Here is a 21,043-nt window from a genome sequence, read left to right as displayed (position 1 = left end):
GGTGGCTGGATCGGCGCCGCCCCGCTCAGGTCGTGATGGACGGTCGTATCAGCGGAGTGCCGAGCCGCGTTCCGTGAGCATGTCGGCCATGAGTTGCATCTCCGACTGCTGGGCCTCGACCATGCCCTGGGCCAGCTTGCGCTCCTGCGGGACCGTGCACTGGTCGGCGCAGGCGCGGGCCATGGTGATTCCGCCCATGTGGTGGTCGGTCAGCAACTGGAGGTAAAGGATCTCCGCCTGCTCGCCACCGGCCTTGCGGAGCTGATCGAGTTCGCTGTTGGTGGCCATGCCGGGCATGAGGGAGCCGTCTTTGATCTGATGTCCCATGTGGCCGTCGCCCTTCATCCACGTCATGTAGCCGTCGGCCGACGTCTTCGGCAGCCCCCAGAGGTCCAGCCAGCCCAGCATCATGCCGCGTTGGTTGGCCTGGGTCTGCGCGATGTCGTACGCGAGACGGCGTACGTCCTCGTTGCCGGTGCGGTCGCGGACGATGAAGGACAGCTCGACGGCCTGCTGGTGGTGGACGGTCATGTCGCGGGCGAAGCCGGCGTCGGAGGAGGCGACGGTGGGCATGTTGGATGTGTCCTTGTCGCCGTGAACGGCCACGAGCCAGAGGATCAGGCCGAGGGCGACCAGGGCTGCCACGGCGACAGCCCACGGGACGAGGGACGGCTTGCGGGTGGGCGGGCCGCCGGAGTCCGTCACGTCCGGTGCCGCCACAGTCGTGTCCCTCATGAGGCGGTCAGGCCCCCCGTGCAGGCGGCGCCAGGCTCTGGCGTCTGTGCGCCCTGGACGTACTTGGTGAGGAACTGCTCGACCCTGGGATCGGACGCCTGGTTCACGCTGAGCTGGTGGCCCCAGGCCGACAGCGTGATCGTCCCGGACTGGGTCTTGTCCGGGCTCATCAGGGTGTAGGGCGTCTTGGTGACCTTGTCGCCCAGCGTCTTGACGTCGGCGGCGGTGGCCTTGTCGTTGTATGTCACCCAGACCGCGCCGTGCTCCATGGAGTGCACGGCGTTCTCGTTGGCTATGGCCTTGGTGTAGACGTTGCCGTCGCAGGTCATCCACGCCTGGTTGTGGTTGCCGCCGACCGGTGGGTTCATCGGGTACTTGACGGTGCCCTGGACATGGGTGCGGCCGAGCTTCTTGGCGTCCCAGGTCTTCTCGCCCTGGACGGTCTTCTTCGCCGCGACGGCCCTCTGGTCCTTCTTGTCGTTGGCACCGTTGATCGCGTACGCACCCCAGCCGACCAGCCCGGCGACTATGACCGTGCTGATCGTGATGGTGATGATGCGGTTGCGGCGCTCGCGAGCCTGCTCGGCGCGGCGCATCTCCGCTATACGGGCCTTGCGGTCGGCGGAGGCCGCCTTCTTGCTGGTCTTGCTCATGACTGTGTGGTCCTCGTCCCCGCCACGCGGTGTTGTCGGGCGGCGGTGGGTGCAGGGGGTGGATGGACGAATGTCGCCGGACCGTACGTGCGAGCGCACGACGGCGTGGCATTCGTCTACGTCCGTTGCACCTGGAGGATGTGGAGGTCGGGAGCGCGACAGATCGGGGTCGGCTCGGCGGCGCGCGAGGCCGTGTCCGGCCTGGTAAGGCTGGGCATACGGGACAGGACCGCCGGCTGCGGCTGGGCGGGCGCCGCCAGCACGGCTTGTGCACCGTCGATGGTCTGTCGGCAGCAGACGTTGCCGGCCGGGCAGTCGGCCGGGTGGGCGGCTGTCGTCGTGCGGTGGGTGGCCGGGGTGCCCGCCGGGTTCGTGGCGGCGGACACGGTGGCCATGGGGGCGGCAGCCGGGTCGCTGTGGTCGTGGGCTGCGTACCCCAGGCAGAACATCAGTGCGGCAAGCAGTGTGATCAGGGCAGGGCGGAGCGCCGCGATCCGCGTGGTCTGCCACGCTCCGCGGGTCGTGTGTTGTGTCCGGCTCCCCATCGCTGTTGATATTAGGCGGTTCCTGTGGGCGAGCCGTGGCCTTCGCCCGGACTCTCAGTGGTCATGGCCGCCCTCGTCCGGTTTGGGGTAGACGAAGGTGCGGGTGACAAGGTGGTTCGGAGCGGTCAGCGCCTCGTGGAGAATCCGGCCGTCCGCGTCGAGGGTGAGGTCGAGCTGGGTGTGCTCGGCGGGATAGGCCAGGGCGAGGCGGCGGTGGCCGTTCTCGACGGGCAGGCGGGTGATCACGGGGGCGATGCCGCTGCCGTACGGCTCTGAGGCGAGGAACTCCTTGCCGGTGAGGGGGAGTTGCTTGAGGTCGCCGAGGCCGAGGGCGGTGTTGCTGGTGACCAACTCGTGCAGAGTGAAGCTCGGGGTCTTCCGCATTGCGGCGACCGCCTCCCGCAGCAGCGCAGAGTCGGGGCGGGGTGGCCAGATGACGGCGAGGCCCGCGCGGCCGCCGGCCCATTCGTCTCCCGCGGAGGCGGTGAGGGTGAGACGGCTGGTGCCGTTTCGCCAGGTCACCGGCGTGTAGAAGCAGCCGGTGCCGCAGCCGCGGAGCTTCAGTGCCCGGCGGGTGCCGCGTGGGTCGGCGAGCGTGGCCTTCAGGCCGTACGACTGCTTCTCGCTGCCGCCGATCTGGGGCGCGGTCAGGTCGATGACGAGCTGACTGGCCGCTGCGCGGGCGCTGATGCCGATCTCCCCGGCGCGAGTGCCAGCGGGCACGACGGGCCCGTCCAGCGGTGGCGCGAAAGGGAGGGACCGGTCGGCGTCGGCGGGGACGGACAGCACGGTAAGGGTGGTGGACAACGCCAGGACGACGGCGAGCAGGCCGTTCTCGGCACGGGCCGGGTGCCGCGGCGAGCCCCTCCCGGCGCGGCGCAGACGACGGCGGGCGGCGAGGGCCAGTCCCGCGACGACGGCGACCAAGGCGATCTTGATGAGCAGGACCTGCCCATACGTGGTGGTGGCGAGATCGCCGAGCGGCACGAGGAGCAGCGCGGAGATCAGCCCGCTGACCACCACGGCGGTGAACAGCCATGCGGCGAGCCGCGCGTAGGCGAGGAGGAGCGTGCGACTGGGGGAGTGTTCGCCGCGCCACGCGGCCAGTGTCCGCAGCACGTGCAGAAGGGTTCCGGCCCACAGGGCGGCGGCCGTGAGGTGGACGAACGTCAGCAGCGGGCCTACGACCGACTGCTCGGCCTGCGGGTGGGCGCGCAGCGCCTCGGCGACCAGGACGGCGCCGAGCGAGGTGACCGCCCACGCCCGGTGCCGCGCCAGCAAGGCTACGGCGGCAACGGCGAAGCCCGCGACCTCGATCAAGGACAGGACGCCGGGCCGTGTGCTGGTGAGGGAGGAGAGCGAGCCGTCCCCGAGTTGGAGGCTGGTCAGCGCGAGCGCGGCGGCGGTGCCGACCAACGTGACGGACAGGGCCCAGGAGTGTGGGCGCCGGGCAGGAGTGGCGGGGACGCGGACGGTGAGGCGTCGGCCTGCCGCCTCACCGAGCACGATCGCCAGAGCCGCGAACAGCAGCCAACGCAGGACGGTGGTGGGGACGGCGTCCTTCGCGGCCGTCGTCTGGCCGGATGCGAGGGCGACGGTGCGGGGGCCGACCGCGAATTGGTAATCGCCGGTCATGATGTCGCCGTCACGCGCGGTGACCTGCCAGTCGACGGTGTGCACGCCCTCGGCAAGGGTGGTGCTGACGGGGACGGTGACCGCTTGGTTGCCCCGGCTGAGCGCAGCAGTTCCCAGGCGGGCCGAAGGCTCCAAGCGCACGGAGGTCCCGCGCAGACTGACCGGCTGGTCGAAGACCAGGACCAGCGACTTCGGCGAGTCGGCGACAGTGGCGTCCGCAGCAGGGCTGGTGAACAGCAGGGTGGCGTGCGCGGACGCGGGCGCGGCGGCACCCAGTAGCAGGGCCAGGACGAGCGAGACGAACGAGCCGATCGCGACGACGGAGCGCCGGACCGTTGGTGCGAAAGAGGTCACCTGTCGAGGATCTCCGGTCGATGGGCGGGGGCAGCAGGCGGGGTGGCCGGCTCGCGCAACCGTCGGACCTCCTCGCGGGCGTGCCGCAGCTCCTCCTGGAGTTCGGGGTCACCGGCGTCTGCCTGGACGCCGTGGCAGGCGCGGTTCTTGACCATGAGCCGTACACAGCACCACCAGGTCAGGGCCGCAGCGAGCACGGTCGCGGTGAGCGGTAGCCAGATGCCCGTCATATCGGCCGGTCCTGCGGGGCGGCGGTGCCGGACACCTGCTCGCCGCGGAGAGCATCGATCTCCTTGCGCAGGCGGGCCAGCTCCTGGCGGTCTGCGCTGGGGCCTGTTTGCGCGCCGTGGTGGGGGCGCATCATGAACCACATCATCAGGCCCATGCCGACCGGGCACGCAAGCGCGGGGAGTATGTAGAGCAGGTTTTCCATGGCGAGGGTCCTTTGCCGACGAGCTTCTGCGGTTACCGGCAACCTTAGCTCCTAAGGAGATTAGGTTCTATATGGTGCGACGTCCAGCCAGGAGCATGCAGTAGCGCCCGATTGGGTGGTGAGCGGACAGTCAGCGCATCATGGTGACCTGGTCGGCCGGGGTGCCGTTCGGGCAGTAGTTCGACTGGGTTGCAGCCGCTGCGGGGCCGCCGACGACCAGCAGCGGCACCGCGAGCGCAACGGCCGCCGTGAGCGAACCAGCCACGATGCGCAGTCGGCTGAGCGGGCGGCACGGCTCGATGAGGCGGCGCACCCGACGGGAAGCGGTCGAGCCTCCCGCCGCGAGCGCCACCGCTGGGGCTCGCCCGCCGGCGACCGCCAGAAGGGCGGCGGCCGTGGTCAGGCGTCCGGAACGGGCGGCGGCCATGTCGTCAGCGCGCATCTCCACCAGCCGCGCGATTTCGGCCTCGGCGGTGCGGAACAGCGGGACACGGGGGAAGGCGTGGGTCAGCGCCTGTGCCCAGGCGAGTACGGCGTCGTGGCGCTCGGCCTGATGGGTGCGCTCGTGGGTGAGGACGGCCTCAAGCTGGTCGTCGTCGAGGACGCGGAGGGCGCCGGTCGTGATCACCGTACGACGGTGGCGTCCGGGCAAGCAGTAGGCGGCAGGTTCCTCGTGGTCGAGAACGACGATGCCGCGAGTCGTGTCCGGCCGCCCGACCATGTCGAGGACTTCGCGGTGCTCGCGTCGGGCGCGGCGGATTCGCACCGCCGAGTGCCCGACGCACCAGGCCGTACGCCCGAGCACCGCGAGGGTCAGCACGGCTCCGGCCGCGCCTGCGGCCGCCCCGCCGGGGGAGGCGTACTGCGCCGTCAGCGCCATCACGCACGCCTGCAGCAACTCGGCGAGGTCGGCGCTGACACGGACCGTGGGCACGGTCAGTGCGAGGCCGGCCAGCGCGGCGGCGGTGAGCGCCGAGACGCCCAGTGCCTGCCAGACCACGATGCCCAGGCGCGGGGCCCGCTCGGTCCAGTGCGCCCCGCGCAGCAGTCGCGGCGTCAGTGTGCTCAGCAGGATGGCGTACGTGAACAGGACGGCGGCGACGATCACTTCGACGCCTCCCCGGCCACGGCCTGCCCGAGCAGGCGGTGCAACTCCTCGGCCTCGCCGGGTTGCATCTGCTGCACGAAGCGGGCCAGCGTCGCGGTACGGTCCGCGGCCACGGCAAGGGCCTCGCCCATCAGCCCGGCGACGTACTCCTCGCGGCTCCTGGTGGCGCCGTACTTGTAGGCCCGGCCGTCCTTCTCCTTCGACAGCCAGCTCTTGCGATAGAGGATCTCGGTGACTGTGTGCACGGTGTTGTACGCGGGCTCGGGATCGCGGTCCAGACGCTCAAGCACCTCGCGTACGCGCAGCGGCCGACCCGCGGACCACACCGCGTCCATGATCGCGGCCTCCAACTCGCCGAACTGGGTCATCCATCCTCCTCGCTGCGCCGACACGCCATGCTTATCCTAAGCCGCCTAGGTGTCGCTCTCGCTGAGGCGGCCCCGTCGTGCGCCACGGTGCGCGATCTGTTCGACGTCGGCGGCACCGAGATCGATGCCGCCCATCGACGAACTCCTCGCCCTTCGGGAGCCCCTCACCGACACTCGTGAACGAGCCTATGACTGCTCCGGCGATGAGCCCGTCACCGTCTGCACGGTCATCGGAGACGTGTGGGGCTGGCTTGTCGCTCAGGCGGGTTTGCGGGCGGCGACGCGTTCGACGATGCCGAGTTTGGACCGGTCACGCTCTTCGATCTCCAGGCCCGCGGCCCGGACGTGTACCAGGGGGCGGCGGCACAGGTGTTCACCGCCGAGCGGCACGGTGACGAGGTCCAACAGTCGTTGGAGGATGCGGGTGGGCCAGCCCGAGCTGATGACGTGGTCCAGAAGCAGCAGGCGACCGCCAGGGCGCAGCACGCGGATCATCTCGGCCACTGCCTGCCGGTCGTCGGGGATGGCGCACAGCGAGAAGGTGCACACCACGGTGTCGAAGGAGGCGTCGGGGAAGGACAGGGCGTGGGCGTCGGCCTCGATGAGTTCGACGGTGAGCTGGAGCTGGTCGGCGCGGTGGCAGGCGTGATCCAGCATGGCCGGGCTCCAGTCGATCCCGGTGAGCCGGGTGTCGGCGGGATAGAGGGGGAGATTGAGGCCGGTGCCGACGGCGATCTCCAGGACCGTCCCGGTCGCCTGGGAGCAGGTCCGGGTCCGGCTGTCGCCGAACAGCACCCGGTCGAAGAAGCGCATCTGGCGGTCGTAGGAGGGGCGTGCTTGTCCCAGTAGCGGCGTAGCCGCTGGTGGTTGTCGCCGGTGGTGGGCATGAGGAGTGCCTATCCGTGGGTTGGGACGTCTGCGAGGTCGGTTGGCGGAGACACGTTCCCGGCCTGGGGCGTGGGGTTACCGGGGTCCGCGGCTGCAACGAAGCACTCGCTGACCACCATCGGCGTATCACTGCGCAGACCTGAGAGGCGAATTCCGGGAACTGGAGACCAAGGTCCCATCGCCAGCCGGCTCAGCCGGAGATCTCCGTGCGCTCCTGCCGGGGCCACCCGGAGTGCGTCACGGCACACCGGCGACCCGGAGTTCCAGGTGGAGTTCGTATCCGCCGTCGGACGTTGGGCCGGCGGTGATGGTGCCACCGAGGAGTTCGGCGCGCTGGCGCAGACCGATGAGGCCGTGGTGGGCGCCGGGCAGAGGGAGGGCGGGGCGGTTTGGGGCCGTGTTGGTGACGGTGGCGTGGACCGTGCTGTCCCGCTGGTGGATGTGGAGGGTGGCTCTGGCGCCGGGGGCGTGTTTGCGCACGTTGGTCAGGGCTTCCTGGACCGTGCGGTAGACGGCGCGCTGGACGGGCGGTGAAAGGTCGTCGGGCAGATCCGCGTGCAGATCGGCTTCGATGCCGCTGGTGTCTACCAGCCGCTGGAGGTCGGCGAGGGATGGCTGAGGTGTGAGCTCTGTCGGGCCGCTTCCGGCGGCTCGCAGCACGCCGACCATGTGCCGCAGTTCGTCCAGTGTCTCCACGCTGAGCCGGCGGATTGTGGCCGCGGCGTCCTTCGTCGCCGGGTCCCGGCTGCCCACCTGGAGTGCTCCGGCGCGCACGGCGATCAGGCTGACCTGATGGGAGACGGCGTCGTGCATCTCCCGGGCGAGGCGGGTGCGTTCCTGCGCCAGCACGCTCTGGGCCAGCATCCGTTGCTCGTGCTCGCGTGCCTCTGATACCTCCGTGAGGCGCAGCGACAACTCTCGTCGGGCCTGGGTGAGTTGGCCGAGGAAGACGGGTGCGGCCGCAGTCGCCAGGCTATAGGTCACCGTGATCAGGTCCGATGAGTCCGACAGGTGCACGAACGCCGGGGACGGCCACGACCACTCGGTGGTGTCGCCGACCGTGAACGCCACGGCGCAGACGGCCAGCAGGCTGCGACGCCGGTCAAGGGACGCCAGGGTGTACAGCGCGGCCAGGGTGGCGAACACCGAGTCGGTGACCAGAGTGGTCGGCAGGGTGAGCAGGAAGGTGACCAGCGCCAAGCGGCGGCGCAGTGTGAGCGCGAAGGCGGCAAGCAAGGCGCAGGCCAGGGCCGGCCGGTCGTCGGTGTCGACCTGCACCCAGACGTCAAGCAGCGAGGCTGCAATGAGCGCGGCGTCCAACAGCGGGGCAGGCGGCCTGCGGAGTTTCATCCGCCCTCCGGGTGTCCTGGTGGCCTGAGGAGGCCGGCGCGTTCGGCGAGCAGGGCGGCCTGGACGCGGCTGCCCACCCCCAGCTTGGTGAGGAGGGCGCTCACATGGTCCTTGACGGTGCCGATGCTCAGGTGCATCCGCCTGCTGATGTCGTTGTTGGACAGCCCTTCGGAGATGAGGACGAGGACGGTGCGCTCGCGTTCGGACAGGCGGTCGATGCTGCGGGCGGCTGGTTCCTGCGGGCCGTTGCGCAGGTAGCCGTCTACGACGGTGTGGGTGACCTTGGACGAGAGCACGACGCCGCCTCCGGCCAAGGCGCGTACGAGATGCGGCAGTTGGTCGGGGTCGGTGTCCTTGAGCAGGAAACCGGCGGCTCCCGAGCGCAGCGCGGTCGCCACGTACTCGTCCATGCTGAACGTCGTGAGCATGGCCACTACGGGCGGCCGCGGAAGCCGGCGCAGGTCGGCCAGGACGGTGAGCCCGTCCACGTCCGGCATCCGGATGTCGAGCAGCACGACATCGGGATCCAACTCCCTTACCGCGCGTACCGCCTGGCCGCCAGGGACCGCCTCCACCACCTCGATGTCGTCCGCGGCGTCAAGGATATGCCGGAAGCCCATACGGATCAGGGCCTCGTCATCGACCACCAATACCCGGATCATTCGCGTCCCCCCTCGCTTTGGGACCGCCGCCCGATTCCTACCACGCCCGGGACCGCCCTCGGGGTTCTCCGTGCCGGTTCCCGCCATGTGACGGAGCGGCTCCAGCCGGTTGACGGGGCAACTGTGGCCACTCGCCGGATGGGCCTGCCGCCCGTGTGCACCGACCCTGAAACGCATGACACACGACACGACGTCGGCCCCGTCTCGCATCTCCGTGGAGACGGACCGACCTCACACCGCCTCTCCTACGCCATCTACAGCACGCCTGGTGGGTATTGACCTGGCCCGTGGACTCGCGGTCTTCGGTATGTACGCCGCCCACGTCGGACCGGAGCCATCTGTGGGCGGACCGCTGGGGTTCCTGCAGGAGTTGGCGCGCGGCCGCCCCTCCGCGCTCTTCGCGGTGCTCGCCGGGTTCACGCTCGTGATCATCACTGGCCGCCCGAATCCACGGACCGGGCAGGCCGGACGCCAGGCGGTGGGACGGATCATCATCCGCGCCGTCGTCCTGATGGCCTTGGGCTTCGCTCTGACGGCCTTGGGCACCGACGTCGAAGTGATCCTCGCCTTCTACGGCCTCACCTTCCTTGCCGTCCTCCCGCTGTACCGCCTACGGGCCCGGACACTTGCGATCATCGCCGTCGCCGATGCACTGGTCATGCCCCAAATGCTGTACGTGGTACGGCAGTCGATCGAAGGCGGGAACTGGTCGGACACCGTCATCCGGTGGGATCCACTGGCCCGCCTCAGCGACACGGACGGCTTCATTGAACTGCTGTTCACCGGCGACTACCCGGTACTCACCTGGATGCCGTTCATGATCGCGGGCATGGCGCTGGCCCGGCTCGACCTCACCCGGAGCGGCGTCCGAGTCCGACTGGCCCTTACCGGCGGTGCACTGGCCGTTATCGGCTACGGCGGCTCGTGGCTGGCCCTGCATCTCGTCCCGCAAGCGCTCACCACCGTTGCCGCTGCCACGGACGGCGGTTCGGCCTCCGCGGCCTGGTGGTCCGACACGGTCGGCGACGTCACGGACGGCACTCCGGCCGCCTGGCTGCTGGTGGCCGCACCGCACAGCCAGACGACCTTCTCCATCCTCGGCAACACGGGTGTCGCCCTTGTCGTCGTGGCAGCCTGCGTCGCAGTCATGGACCGGATGCCGCGCCTCGCGCGGTTGATGGTCCCCGTCTGTGCGGTCGGAATGGTCTCGCTGACCGCCTACGTCCTGCACATCCTCGCCATCCGCGCTGTAGGTATGCAGGAAAAGACCCTTCCGGCACTTGCCGCGCTGTTCACCTTCATCGCCATCGCCATGTTGCTGGCGACCGCCTGGACACGACGATTCCGCCGCGGCCCATTGGAGCACGTGCTCCACGCCACCACTCAACCTGCTCGCCGCATCAAGTGACGTCTGGGCGACAAGACGGCGAGCACACCTCACGCCTTCAGAAGGGCGTGGGGTTCACAGGTAGAGATAGGTGACACTATTGAAATACTGTTTTGACAGGTATGGATTGGGTTCCCACTGGGCTCGGCCTGGCACCCGCCGGGCCCGGCCCTTGGTGGTTAGAGGCAGTCGCGAACGAGGAGGCGAGATGTTCCAGGGCACTATTCCAGGCCCCATGCGTGCCATCGTCCGTGAAACAGCGGCCGGTTGGCCAAGGGGTCCGGTCTATGTGCCGTGCTGCGGGAACTTCACGATCGAACGCTCCCTGGCCGGCATGGGCTTCAACCTGCGCTCGTCGGACGTGTCCATCTACACCACCGCCATTGGGCGGTGGCTCACCGGCCAGCCTGTGGGCATCCGCCTGCGGGAAGACAGTGCGGACCAACTGGGCTGGTTGGCCGAGTCAATCGACGATGGCGTCGGCACGGTCGCCACGATGATGCTCGGCACACGGTTCCTCGCGAGCGTGGGCCGCGAAGGCCTCTGGCATGAGCGGACGGTGCGTTCCTACCGCGATCAGTGGAAGACCAAGCATGCGGAGACGGTCGAGCGGCTGTCCCGCTCGGACATCGAGCTCACCTCGTACGAGGTGGAGGACGTGCGCTCCTGGCTGAAGAAGGTCTCACGCGATGCCCCGGTCTGCTCGTTTCCCCCCTTCTACGGTGGCGGCTACGAGAAGCTGTATGAGCCGCTGGAAGCCCACTTCACCTGGGACGCCCCGCAGTACAAGCCACTGTCCGACGACGATGTGGTCAGCGTGCTCGGTGCGATCACGGACCGGCCGTACTGGCTGACCGCCTCCAACCACGATGTGCCCGAGCTGCACCCGTACCTGCGCGGCGTGATCAAGGCGACGCCCCGCGCCGCTCCCTTCTACGTGTACGCCAGCGAAGCCCCTACGAGGATCGTCGCCCCGCGCCAGCCGATCGATCCGGTGAAGATTCCTCGCCTGCGCGAGGGTGATGAACTGGTTGGCCCGCTTACGTTGTCGCTGCTGAAGCCGGGCCAGTTCAACGCCCTGCGCTCCCGGTACCTCAACCCGAGGATCGCTCCCGGCGCGGCGAACCTGGCTGTTGCGGTCAGGGACGGCGGCGGGCGGCTGCTCGGTGTGTTCGCGATGGCCCCGAGCACGTTCACGCCGGACGAGGCGTACGTGCTCTCGGACTTCGCGGTCGCGCCGACCGACTACCCGCGGCTGTCGAAGCTCATCGTGCTCGCGGCCACGAGCGCCGAAGCGCAGTTGCTGTGTCAGCGGGCGTTCTCGCGCCGTATCCGGCGGGTGGCGACGACGGCGTTCAGCAACAACCCGGTTTCCATGAAGTACCGCGGGCTGCTGCGGCTGAACAAGCGCAGTCCGTCGAACGAGGACGGCTGGAAGTTCCAGCTCCAGTACCAGGGGGCCATGGGCGAGCACACGCTTGCCGAGGCCCTTCAGATATGGGCGAAGCGGTGGGGCGCCCGGACGACGAAAACGGGAGTCTGACCATGGAGGACACCACGCGCCTCGCCCCGCCGCAGATGGTGCAGGGCGACCCGCGCACGCTGACGCTCCTCGACGTCAACGCGAGGTTCCTGCCGCACGAGCAATTCCGGCAGCTCGTGGCGAACATCGAGCGCGACGGCTGTTTGACCTCGACGCCCCTGGTGTGGAACGACGCCGAGTCCGGGCGGCTGGTCGTTCTGTCCGGCAACCACCGCACGCTCGCGGCGATCGAGGCCGGCCTGCCAGAAATCTGGTGGATGCAGATCGACGAGCCGCTGCTCCGCCAACGGCAGATCGCGCTCCAGCTCTCGCACAACGCGATTGCGGGGCAGGACGATCCGGCGATCCTTAAGGAGCTCTACGACGAGCTGGAGTCAGTGGAGTGGCGGCAGTACACGGGCTTGGACGACAAGACGTTGGATCTGCTGGAGAAAGTGGACGTTGCGTCCCTCGGGGAGGCGAACCTCGACTTCGCCAGTGTGCAGTTCATGTTCCTGCCCGATGAGTTGGAGCGGGCGGAGGCCGCGCTCGACGCGGCCAGGTCGACGGCGACGGCGGACCGGCGGTGGGTGGCAGGGCTGGAGCAGTACGAGCCGGTGCTCGATGCGCTGGAGACCTCGCGGGCCGCGTACAAGATCGGCAACTCGGCGACGGCGCTCGGCGTGATCCTCGCTGTATTCGAACGGCACCTGGCCGAGCTGGCCGAGGGCTGGTTCGACGCGGCCTCCAGGAAGCCGACCCGGGCGGGGACGGCGCCGCTGGAGACAGTGTTCGGGGCACGGGTCGTACCGGTGGAGACGGCGGTCGTCGTACGGGCGGCGATCGACCAGATGGTGAAGGACGGCACGGTGCCGGCCGACGAGCCGTGGCGGGCATTGGAAGTCCTGGCCGTGCAGCAGAACTAGGAAGGCCGTCGGCCAGGAGGTGAACGGTGGCCGAGGGCACCGTGGAGTCCTGGGAACGGCAGAGCGGGGAGTCGGTCCAGGCGTTCGAGGCGTTTGCCGTGTACCGCGATCTGGGTCCGGCGCGGAGTGTCACGAAGGTGGCACGGGAGTTGGATAAATCTCGCGCGCTGGTGGGCCGGTGGTCGCGGCAGTTCGCATGGGTGATGCGGGCAATGGCGTACGACCGGGAACAGGACCGGCTGTTCCTCGCGGAGCAGGCACAGGCGCGGCGTGAAATCGCGCGCAGGCACGCGAAGTTGGCGCAGGCCGTACAGAGCAAGGCGGTGGCGCGGCTCCAGACGCTGGACCCTCGGGAGCTGACGCCGTCGGAGCTTCTGCGTTACATCCAGGTCGCGGCGGAGATCGAACGCAGGGCCGTGGGCGAGGCACCGGCGGCCGGGACGATTGAGGAGCGGGACCAGGGCGCGGACGTGAAGGCGTTGACGGACGAGGAGCGTCAGGCCCGGATGCTCCAGCTCCGTAGGGAGTTGGAGCGTCGGCTGCCGGAGGGCGCCCAGTGAGCCGGGGCCGGGCCAAGCGCCGGATGGTCGAGGACTTCGCGGACCCGTCGCTGATGACCGACGATCAACTCAGAGCCGAGGTCGTCGAGTTGATCCGGGCCGATGAGCTGTCGGCGCGGCGGTGGGCGTGCGAGGTGGTTGGCTGTGACGGGCTGCCTCATGAGGGGTGGCGGCATCACCATGCCCGTGCGGCGCAGCGTCAGCCGCTGTGGCTGTGGACGGTGTGGCTGCTGCTCACCGGCCGTGGCTGGGGCAAGTCCCGGACGGCGGCGGAGGCCGTACGCGAGTGGGCGCAGACGCCGGGGTCGCAGATCGCGGTGATTGCGAGGAACGCCACGCTCGTGCGGGACATCTGCTTCGAGTCGCCGAAGTCGGGGCTGCTGTCGGTGTTCCCGCCGGAGGAGGTCGCGAAGTACAACTCGTCGCTCGGCGACACGGTCCTGAAGCTGACGAACGGCACGCTGATTCGTGGCTTCGGCGCAGAGACGCCGGACAACTTGCGCGGCTGGGCGTTCGACAAGGCGTGGTGCGACGAGTACGCGGCCTGGTCGCGGCACACCGCGCAAGAGGTCTACGACATGTTGTGGTTTTGCCTGCGCGAGGCAGACACCCCGCAGGTCGTCATCTCCACGACCCCGAAGCCGCTCCCACATGTGAAGCGGCTCGTCGAGCGCGGCCGCACGCAGGAGAAGGCCCACCAGGAGGGCGGCGCGCCGCCTCGGGTGGTGCTTACCCGCGGGCACATGCGGGAGAACGACGCGAACCTGTCGGCGGCAGCCCGGGAGGAGTTGGAGGAGGAGTACGCCGGTACCCGGCTCGGGCGGCAGGAGCTGTCCGGAGAGTTGCTGGAGGACGTCGAGGGCGCGCTGTGGAAGGGGTGGATGCTGGAGGTCGAGGGGTTCCGTCCTCGGCCCGAGCATCTGCCGGACCTGCAGCGGGTGGTGGTCGCCGTCGACCCGGCCACGAAGTCCCACGAGAACGCGGACATGACCGCCTTCACCGTGGCTGGACGCGGGTTCCCGGTGGAGTCGATGTACGGGGACGAGCGGCCCCGCGGGTACCTGCTGCACGCGGAGCAGGACCGGTACACGCCGACGCAGGCGATGAAGCGGGCCGCGACGCTGTACCACGAGCACCGTGCGGACTGCGTGGTCATCGAGGCGAACAACGGCGGTGACTACCTGCCTGCGCTGCTGGAGCAGGTCGATCCCACGGTGAACTGGAGAATCGTTCATGCGACGCGAGGGAAGCGGGCTCGGGCGGCCCCGGCCGCTCAGCTGTACGAGCAGGTGCGTGTCCATCACGTGGGGGCGGCGCGGGTGTTCGCGGAGCTGGAGGAGCAGATGACGACGTTCGTGGGGCAGGGGGAGACGGAGGACTCGCCGGACCTGCTCGACAGCGCGGTGTGGGCGTTGTGGGATCTGTTCCTTGATCCGACGATGCCGCCACCGCGTCATGGCGACGACCAACGTCTGAATGGGCGCCGTTGAGAGGGAAAGTATCTCTATCTGAAGTTCTGAGAATGTAGGGTACGGCGATTCGCAGGGGTGCGTGAATGTCGAGAATTCCCATGTCGATTGCGTGGAATTTTCGGGGTGTGCGGCTAGCATCTGCGTCCATGACTACAAGGATTTCGCCAGTACGCGACCGCATCAGGAAGACTCTCAAGGCCGCGAGGACTTCTGAGCCCTACCCTGTGTGGATGACCTGGCGGTCACTCGCCGTTAGGGTTTATGGGTACGGGCATCACACAAAAAGTGATGTTCAGAACATTCGCAGAGCGGCGGAGCAGATGCCCGACGTTGAGATGCTGCGCTTCAGGGAAACCGACAAGCATGCTGGCGCTCGGATTTATCCCACTCAAGAGGAGAGCTGGCTTCTGGGGTACGTGATTGATATGTACTCGGATACGATGAATGGAGTCGACTACACTTCCTATAAGCCTCCAACAGTCGATCATATTCTTGAGGCATTCAGAAACGGATGTCATCAGGAGAGGCCGATCAGAATCGACCTGCGACGTGTTGTCGCGCTGGTCAACAAGAGCTGCGGGACGGGAATCGACCCTTCGGAGCTGATGTGGTGGCGAGTTGGCTTGGAGGAGCAGAGGTGCCGCGAACGCCGAGTGCTACTTCGTACGATGCATCGAGCTCTTGAAGGATTCTGCGTTGAGAAGGAGCGACGAGAGTGGGAAGCGCGGCAAATCAACTTCGGGCCTGTGCGGGTGGATCCGTTGACAGTGACGGAGTGTCCTACGTGTCAGCGAAGCGTTGAGCCGGGCTACTTTCCGGTGCAGCGGTCCAGTACGCAGTCTCCAGTCGCGTCGGGCGAGGCATCGCTATCGGAGACATTGAGCTCCAGCACCCTCCTCTAGACGGCCACGATTCACACGAGATGTGTGCTGGTGATTCCAAGCGGGCAGGGTGAGCGTAGGCCGATGGCAGAGCGGACTATAGGCTGATCGATGGCGCGGGGCCGACGTCCGGAGGAGCCCGTGGGCCTGCGCCAATTCATGATCGATACCTGGTCTTGGCTGAATTACAAGCCAGTTATGGCTAGTGCCGGCCGTCCGGGGAACGGCGCGTTCCCGGAGCTGGCCAGAACGTGGGTGCCGCCGCACGAGTTGCGGCGGCTGGCCGCCTACAAAGTGCTTGCGTCGTACGACAACAACCAGGCTGGGCAGCTCGCTGCGGCCGGTGGCGACGTAGGCGCGTTGGAGCGCCGGGAGCTCGGCGACGCGGCCAACCTCGTGGACACCGCACTCGGTTACCTCCTGGGTTCGGAGCAGAAGGTCGTGGTCGAGGGCGCGGAGCACGCCGACGACGAGACGCCGACCCCTGGCGCGGCAGAGGCGGCTGCGGTGCAGGAGCGGTTGCGGACGTGGGCGGACAAGGAACTACTGACGTTCCGGGTGCAACAGGCGGAGCGGGCGGCGGTCCTCCTTGGGGACTCGGTGATGGTGTTGGCGTGGAACCCGCAGAAGCGGCGGCCGACGTTGCGGGTCTACGATCCGGGGTTTTTCTTCCCGCAATGGGACGACGAAGACGACGACTTCCCCAGCCGTGTACATCTGGCGTGGGAGCTGCCGGCGGACGACGAGGCCGGATTGAAGGCCCGGGTGCGCCGAGTCACCTACGAACTGGGCCCAATCGCCGAGGACGTAGAGGAGTCCGACGGAGGTGGGGCGAGGGAGTATCCGTGGGAGCCGGGCTGGAGTTCCAACGTGACGTGTTATCTCACGGACGCGGAGTGGGTGCTGGAGGACCTGAAGAACGGCGAGACGCTCGATCGGCTGCCGATGGGCAAGGCGGCGTACCGGGTGCGGCCGGACGGTACGGAACTGAATCGGCTGGACCTGATGATCGACTTCGTTCCGGTGGTGCACTTCGCGAACACGATCCCGGACGGCGGGGAGCACTGGGGGCGTTCGGTGCTCGCGCGAGTGTTGCAGGCACTGGACGAGCTGGCGGCGACGGACTCGGACAGCTCGGCGGCGTCCGCGACGACAGGTACGCCGATCATCGGGCTGGCGGGTGCACGGTTGCCGGTGGACCGGGCGACGGGCCAGCCGAAGGAGCTTGAGGTGAAGGCCGGGGCGGTGTGGCAGCTCGGCGAGACCGGGCGCATGGACGCGCTGGACACCTCGCCGCAATTGGCCGAACTGCGGGCGAGGGTGGATCACCTGCTGGAGCGGATCGCGTCGAACTCCCGCGTGACGGCAGCCGGTTTGGGGACGCTGGACGCGACCGAGGTTCCGTCCGGGTATGCGCTGAAGTTGGCGTTGGGGCCGTTGGACGCTCTGATCGGGATGATGCGGCTGGCCCGTGAGCACAAGTACCGGCTGCTGTTCAAGATGGTGCAGCGCCTGTATCAGGCGGGGCGGGCGGAGGGCTGGACGGCGGGGGAGTCGTTGCCGACGCGGTTGGCGTGGGCGCCGCACACGCCGACGGACCGGGCCGCGGTGCTGGAGGAAGTCGTCTCGGCGTTCGGGGCGGGGGTGCTGTCGTTGGAGACCGCGGTGGCGATGCTGGTGGAGGCGGGGTATCCGATCGAGGACGCTTCGCAGGAGGTCGCACGGATCAGGGCGAAGGCGGAGCAGGAGGCCGCGATGCGGATCGCTGAGACCGCGGCCCAGGGTAGGCGTGACACGGATACAGAGGATGACCAGCAGGAAGAGAAGAGTTCGTCCGGGTTTATGGTGGCTTGAGCTGCCTGCTAATCGGCCAGGTCCGGGGCATCAGCGGTTGCCCTAATCCTTTAACGGACGTCGTCGTCGTTAAAGGATTAGGGCAACCGTGACGCTTAAGCTCTGCGGGCTAGCCCGCACATCGCCTATCCTTCCAACCGGGTACCCGGTAAGTCTTAAGAGCCAGTCGTGTCTTCACGTAACTGGCCGAGACGGGGCCGACTATCAGCGGCCCGACCATGTTGTCCAGGCTGTGATTCGGCCGCGCTCAGTTCGCAGTGGGGCCCCGCTCCGCGGACAGGGCGTCACTGGGGAACGGTCCACCAGCGGCTGGCGACCGCGATGCTAGCGGCGTCGCGGTCGTCAGCTACAACAGCACGTCTACCGCCTTGGTGATCACCGCTGAGATGAGCGATCCAATGGCGATCAGGGCGAGCTCGCGCCGTCCGAGTGTGTCGACCAGTTCCCGTAAGTGCCGTCGCATCGGCTGCCTCCACTTGATCCTCCCGGACCCGTGTCCGGGAACAGGTGAGGTGGAAGGCGAGCGTGCGGTGGCACGTGGTCAGATTACGCGTAGAGCAGCCTGCGGGGGGTCTGTTCGGGAATCGTGCTTGACGGATCGTTCTCTCTCTGGCGCCGACAGGCTGGCTACACTGATCGTCAGCGCGGGGGCGCGCTCTGGAGGAGATGTATGGTTCGGCCCCTGCCGCCCCGCCACCGTCCTGTCGGTTTCCGTGACAACGGTCGGCCGATCTATCCGGTTCTCGGTGCCTCGTCGGAGGACGAGAGCAACGATCAGCTCGACGACGCGGCCGAGTCCGGCCAGGAGCAGCAAGTCACCGTCACCCAGGACCGGTTGGGCAAGATGCTCACCCGAGAGAAGGCGCAGGGGGAGCGGGCTGCGGTCAAGCGGCTGTTGGCCGCCCTCGGGTTCGACTCTCCGAAGGCGCTTACCGAGTTCGTGACCGAGCAGCGGGAGGCCGAACAGGCCGCACTGTCGGAAGTCGAGCGCCGTGAACAGGCAGCCCAGGAACGGGAGTTGCAGGCCGCGCGCCGTGAGGAACTGGCCGCAGAGCGGGAGCGGGCGGCCCTTCGCCGGGGCACCCTGGTGGCGCTCGGCGCGGAGGGCGATGACCTGGTGGACGCGGAGCGCCTGCTGGCCGTGGACGATGAGGACGCGGACGAGGCGCAGATCCAGTCGGCGGCCGAAGCCCTGCGCGCGCGCCGCCCCGAACTGTTCGGCGAGGTCCGTATCTCGGTGTCGGCGGCTCCCGCGGGTGCACCGGCAGGGCGCGGCCCGACCCGTACGACGCCGGTATCGAAGCCGGGCGCGGCCGGGCTGGAAATGGCCAAGCGCCGGGGCCTCATAGCCGAGTTCAGCGACACCGCAGCCCGCTAACGCCCGGGCGCAGATCACTTGGGGACCACGCCCCCTTCGACTTCGTGGACGACATCGCCTTGGTGGGCGGTGTGCGGAATCTGACCGCAACGTCCATGGAGACACGCACATGTCCATCCAGCCCGTTTCGAAGTCCGAGTACACGACCGCCAACCGCGAGTGGCTGGCGTCCCTGCACGGCACCGACTCCGTCGACACGATCACCCTCGACCTGACCCTGTTCTGTGAGGGCACCCACTACGTGTGCGGCGACGGCTGCGACCCCTACGGCCGGGTCCTCTCGGGCGTGCCGGTCGGCCGAGTCGCGGAGTCCGGCCTGTATGGCCCGTACGACCCGGACGCACAGTGCGGCCGTCAGATCCTGCGCGGGTTCGTAATCGCGGAGGCGCCGTTCGCACCAGGGCAGACCCGAGTGCCGGCCGCGCTGCTGTGGCACGGCGCGGTGAAGGCGTCGAAGGTCCCGGGCGGTATCGACGTGTCCCAGCTGGCGTGGCACCCGCGGGCCGCGCAGATCCGCTTCGTGTGAGCGGGGGCCTGTCGTGACGATTCAGGACCTGCTCAAGGACGTCTCAGCGATGGACCTGACGGCGTTCGCTCGCGCGATCCCGTCCCCGAAGGACTTCCTGCTCACCCAGACGATCTTCCCGACCGTGGAGATGCGGGAGGTGAAGTGGCGTACGCGGGACTCCGGCCGGTACGTGAATGCGGCGAAGTACCGGGCGTTCAACGCGTCCGTGCCGTTCGCGACCCGTGAGGCGTGGCAGACCTCCCGCGAGGGCGCGCTGCCCGCGCTGGGGCAGAAGCTCGTGGTGTCCGAGCAGGAGCAGATCCTGCTGGAGGCCTCCCACGGTTCGGATCAGGACCGGCTGATCGACCTGCTCTACGACGACGTGGAACGGCATGTGGAGGCCATCCGCTCCCGGCTGGAGCTGGCCGCCGGCGATGTCCTCGTGGACGGCAAGTTCGAGCTGGTGCAGGAGAACGGGCTGACGCTGGAGGTCGACTGGAACGTCCCCGCCGAAAACATGCCGGTCGCCGCCCGTCCATGGTCGGACCCGGCCTCCGACCCGATCGCGGACGAACTGCGGTGGATCCAGCACCTCGACGACATCGGCGCTCCGGAACCGGAGATGGTGGTCACCAGCCGGAAGGCGTTCTCGTTCCTGGCGGCCAACAACGCCTACCGGGCTGCGTATTACGGGTCGGTGAGCCCGTCGGCGACACCGACGGCGACGCTGACGCCGCAGCAGATCAACGTGGTGCGCGGCAACTACTCGCTGCCACCGATCCAGTTCTACAAGGCGCAGGTGCGGGTGGACGGCAAGCCCCGCAAGGTGCTGCCCGAGGACCTGTGGATCCTGGTGCCGCCGGAGCGAGAGAAGTGGGCGCAGACCCTGTACGGGGTGACGGCCGAGGCTCTGGTGCTGTCGCGCGGTTCGAACCCGGAGATCGTTCGGGAGGATGCGCCGGGCCTGATCATCACCCGTGGGGTGCAGGACGACCCGGTGCAGATCTGGACCAAGGGTGCCGCGGTCGGCATGCCGGTCATGCACACCCCGGACGCGCACATCGTGGCGAAGGTCCTGTGATGCGTGATCATGGGCGGCTGAAGGCCGCTGTCTACGTCAAGGACCCGACGACGTATGAGGAGTTGATCCTGCTGCCGGGCGACAGCCCGGAGCCGGAGATCGCCGTGCTCGTTACGAACCCCGACGCCTGGGACGCGCCACTGTCTCCGGACGACAGCGAGCCCGAGCCGCCAACTGATGCTTATCCGGGATCAGTTGAGGGAGTCGGCGGCTCGGAGGAGGATCCCGGACCGGCCAGTGGGACGGGTAAGAAGACGCCCGTACGTCGGTCCCGTTCGGCGTCCGGGTAATACGCTCACTGCCCGGTGCGGAGCCGGATCACCCCCGTACGGCTCCGCACCGCGCCTCACCCTGAGGATGTGCGCCTGTGGATGAGTTCCAGCGGTCGTGGCTGCTCGCGCAGGTCGGCCCGGACACAGACCCGGCCGACCTGGAACGCCGCTTCTTCCGGCTGCGGTCTGCGCGCGCGGTCGCCCTTGAGGTGCTGGCGGAGCGGCGTGCCCGACTGCTGGCCGATCCGCTGAAGGTCACTGTTGACGGCGTGGTGACCATGGACTTGCAGGAGAACCTACGGGGCATCGAGCGGCAGATCGAGCAGGTCCGTCAAACCGTGGCCCCGGATGAACCGAACGACGAAGGCGAAGCGGCGGAGCCAGTGATGATGGTCGCGTGGCTCACCCCCGCGCGTCGCTTTCGGTAGGTGACCACGCAGCAGCGACAAGTGCAGGAGGACTTGCGGGTCG

At 68.5% G+C, this 21,043-nt stretch carries 22 protein-coding genes; 11 read left to right on the top strand and 11 right to left on the bottom strand.

Features of this window, described 5'->3' with window-relative positions:
• Positions 1 to 48: 48 nt before the first annotated feature.
• From OHT57_RS16805 to OHT57_RS16755, 11 genes are all read right to left on the bottom strand, one after another.
• Positions 49 to 735, bottom strand: coding sequence for a DUF305 domain-containing protein (locus OHT57_RS16805; RefSeq protein WP_328747224.1), 687 nt, complete (start codon positions 733 to 735; stop codon positions 49 to 51).
• Complete coding sequence (locus OHT57_RS16800; protein WP_328747222.1) at positions 732 to 1,388, bottom strand: DUF3105 domain-containing protein; 657 nt, start codon at positions 1,386 to 1,388, stop codon at positions 732 to 734. Before OHT57_RS16800 ends, OHT57_RS16805 begins: the two co-directional genes overlap by 4 nt.
• Before the next feature lie 116 nt (positions 1,389 to 1,504).
• Complete coding sequence (locus OHT57_RS16795; RefSeq protein ID WP_328747221.1) at positions 1,505 to 1,933, bottom strand: hypothetical protein; 429 nt, start codon at positions 1,931 to 1,933, stop codon at positions 1,505 to 1,507.
• Positions 1,934 to 1,987: 54 nt separating this feature from the next.
• Positions 1,988 to 3,922 carry a copper resistance CopC/CopD family protein gene (locus OHT57_RS16790; RefSeq protein ID WP_328747220.1) on the bottom strand — a complete coding sequence of 645 codons (1,935 nt, stop codon included), beginning with the start codon at positions 3,920 to 3,922 and terminating at the stop codon, positions 1,988 to 1,990.
• Positions 3,919 to 4,152: a hypothetical protein gene (locus OHT57_RS16785; protein WP_328747219.1), complete on the bottom strand. Its 234-nt coding sequence runs from the start codon at positions 4,150 to 4,152 to the stop codon at positions 3,919 to 3,921. Before OHT57_RS16785 ends, OHT57_RS16790 begins: the two co-directional genes overlap by 4 nt.
• Positions 4,149 to 4,355: a hypothetical protein gene (locus OHT57_RS16780; RefSeq protein ID WP_328747218.1), complete on the bottom strand. Its 207-nt coding sequence runs from the start codon at positions 4,353 to 4,355 to the stop codon at positions 4,149 to 4,151. Before OHT57_RS16780 ends, OHT57_RS16785 begins: the two co-directional genes overlap by 4 nt.
• 130 nt (positions 4,356 to 4,485) lie before the next feature.
• On the bottom strand, positions 4,486 to 5,463 hold the full coding sequence (locus OHT57_RS16775) for a M56 family metallopeptidase (protein WP_328747217.1): 978 nt from the start codon (positions 5,461 to 5,463) through the stop codon (positions 4,486 to 4,488).
• Complete coding sequence (locus OHT57_RS16770; RefSeq protein WP_328747216.1) at positions 5,460 to 5,831, bottom strand: BlaI/MecI/CopY family transcriptional regulator; 372 nt, start codon at positions 5,829 to 5,831, stop codon at positions 5,460 to 5,462. Before OHT57_RS16770 ends, OHT57_RS16775 begins: the two co-directional genes overlap by 4 nt.
• A gap of 258 nt (positions 5,832 to 6,089) precedes the next feature.
• Entirely contained in the window at positions 6,090 to 6,644 is a 555-nt protein-coding gene (locus tag OHT57_RS16765) for a class I SAM-dependent methyltransferase (RefSeq protein ID WP_328747215.1), read from the bottom strand.
• 312 nt (positions 6,645 to 6,956) lie between these two features.
• Positions 6,957 to 8,069: a sensor histidine kinase gene (locus OHT57_RS16760; RefSeq protein WP_328747214.1), complete on the bottom strand. Its 1,113-nt coding sequence runs from the start codon at positions 8,067 to 8,069 to the stop codon at positions 6,957 to 6,959.
• Positions 8,066 to 8,731 carry a response regulator transcription factor gene (locus OHT57_RS16755; protein ID WP_328747213.1) on the bottom strand — a complete coding sequence of 222 codons (666 nt, stop codon included), beginning with the start codon at positions 8,729 to 8,731 and terminating at the stop codon, positions 8,066 to 8,068. The genes OHT57_RS16760 and OHT57_RS16755 overlap by 4 nt, the downstream gene beginning before the upstream one ends.
• A gap of 175 nt (positions 8,732 to 8,906) precedes the next feature.
• Here OHT57_RS16755 and OHT57_RS16750 point away from each other — a divergent pair, with 175 nt between their 5' ends.
• From OHT57_RS16750 to OHT57_RS16700, 11 genes are all read left to right on the top strand, one after another.
• Positions 8,907 to 10,139 (top strand): DUF418 domain-containing protein, encoded by a 1,233-nt coding sequence (locus OHT57_RS16750; RefSeq protein WP_328747212.1) that lies wholly within the window; start codon positions 8,907 to 8,909, stop codon positions 10,137 to 10,139.
• A gap of 187 nt (positions 10,140 to 10,326) precedes the next feature.
• A complete protein-coding gene (locus OHT57_RS16745; protein WP_443053452.1) occupies positions 10,327 to 11,661 on the top strand; it encodes a putative antirestriction adenine methyltransferase in 1,335 nt (444 codons plus the stop codon).
• 2 nt (positions 11,662 to 11,663) lie between these two features.
• The gene (locus OHT57_RS16740; RefSeq protein WP_328747210.1) at positions 11,664 to 12,566 is read left to right on the top strand and encodes a ParB N-terminal domain-containing protein; all 903 of its coding nucleotides are present in this window, start codon (positions 11,664 to 11,666) and stop codon (positions 12,564 to 12,566) included.
• A gap of 26 nt (positions 12,567 to 12,592) precedes the next feature.
• Positions 12,593 to 13,126, top strand: a complete 534-nt coding sequence (locus OHT57_RS16735) for a hypothetical protein (protein WP_328747209.1) — start codon at positions 12,593 to 12,595, stop codon at positions 13,124 to 13,126.
• Positions 13,123 to 14,616, top strand: a complete 1,494-nt coding sequence (locus tag OHT57_RS16730) for a terminase large subunit domain-containing protein (protein ID WP_328747208.1) — start codon at positions 13,123 to 13,125, stop codon at positions 14,614 to 14,616. The genes OHT57_RS16735 and OHT57_RS16730 overlap by 4 nt, the downstream gene beginning before the upstream one ends.
• A gap of 1,004 nt (positions 14,617 to 15,620) precedes the next feature.
• Positions 15,621 to 17,333 carry a hypothetical protein gene (locus tag OHT57_RS16725; RefSeq protein ID WP_328747207.1) on the top strand — a complete coding sequence of 571 codons (1,713 nt, stop codon included), beginning with the start codon at positions 15,621 to 15,623 and terminating at the stop codon, positions 17,331 to 17,333.
• 670 nt (positions 17,334 to 18,003) lie between these two features.
• Positions 18,004 to 18,711: a hypothetical protein gene (locus OHT57_RS16720; protein ID WP_328747206.1), complete on the top strand. Its 708-nt coding sequence runs from the start codon at positions 18,004 to 18,006 to the stop codon at positions 18,709 to 18,711.
• Between the two features lie 109 nt (positions 18,712 to 18,820).
• Positions 18,821 to 19,237 carry a head decoration protein gene (locus tag OHT57_RS16715; protein ID WP_328747205.1) on the top strand — a complete coding sequence of 139 codons (417 nt, stop codon included), beginning with the start codon at positions 18,821 to 18,823 and terminating at the stop codon, positions 19,235 to 19,237.
• Positions 19,238 to 19,250: 13 nt separating this feature from the next.
• Positions 19,251 to 20,300, top strand: coding sequence for a major capsid protein (locus OHT57_RS16710; protein ID WP_328747204.1), 1,050 nt, complete (start codon positions 19,251 to 19,253; stop codon positions 20,298 to 20,300).
• Entirely contained in the window at positions 20,300 to 20,590 is a 291-nt protein-coding gene (locus tag OHT57_RS16705; RefSeq protein WP_328747203.1) for a hypothetical protein, read from the top strand. Before OHT57_RS16710 ends, OHT57_RS16705 begins: the two co-directional genes overlap by 1 nt.
• A 77-nt stretch (positions 20,591 to 20,667) precedes the next feature.
• Positions 20,668 to 21,000 carry a hypothetical protein gene (locus OHT57_RS16700; protein WP_328747202.1) on the top strand — a complete coding sequence of 111 codons (333 nt, stop codon included), beginning with the start codon at positions 20,668 to 20,670 and terminating at the stop codon, positions 20,998 to 21,000.
• Positions 21,001 to 21,043: the final 43 nt, after the last annotated feature.

The sequence above is a fragment of the Streptomyces sp. NBC_00285 genome, assembly GCF_036174265.1.
Classification (GTDB): domain Bacteria; phylum Actinomycetota; class Actinomycetes; order Streptomycetales; family Streptomycetaceae; genus Streptomyces.
The sequence above is the reverse complement of the archived record's forward strand: the minus strand, read 5'-3'. Positions and strand labels throughout refer to the sequence as shown.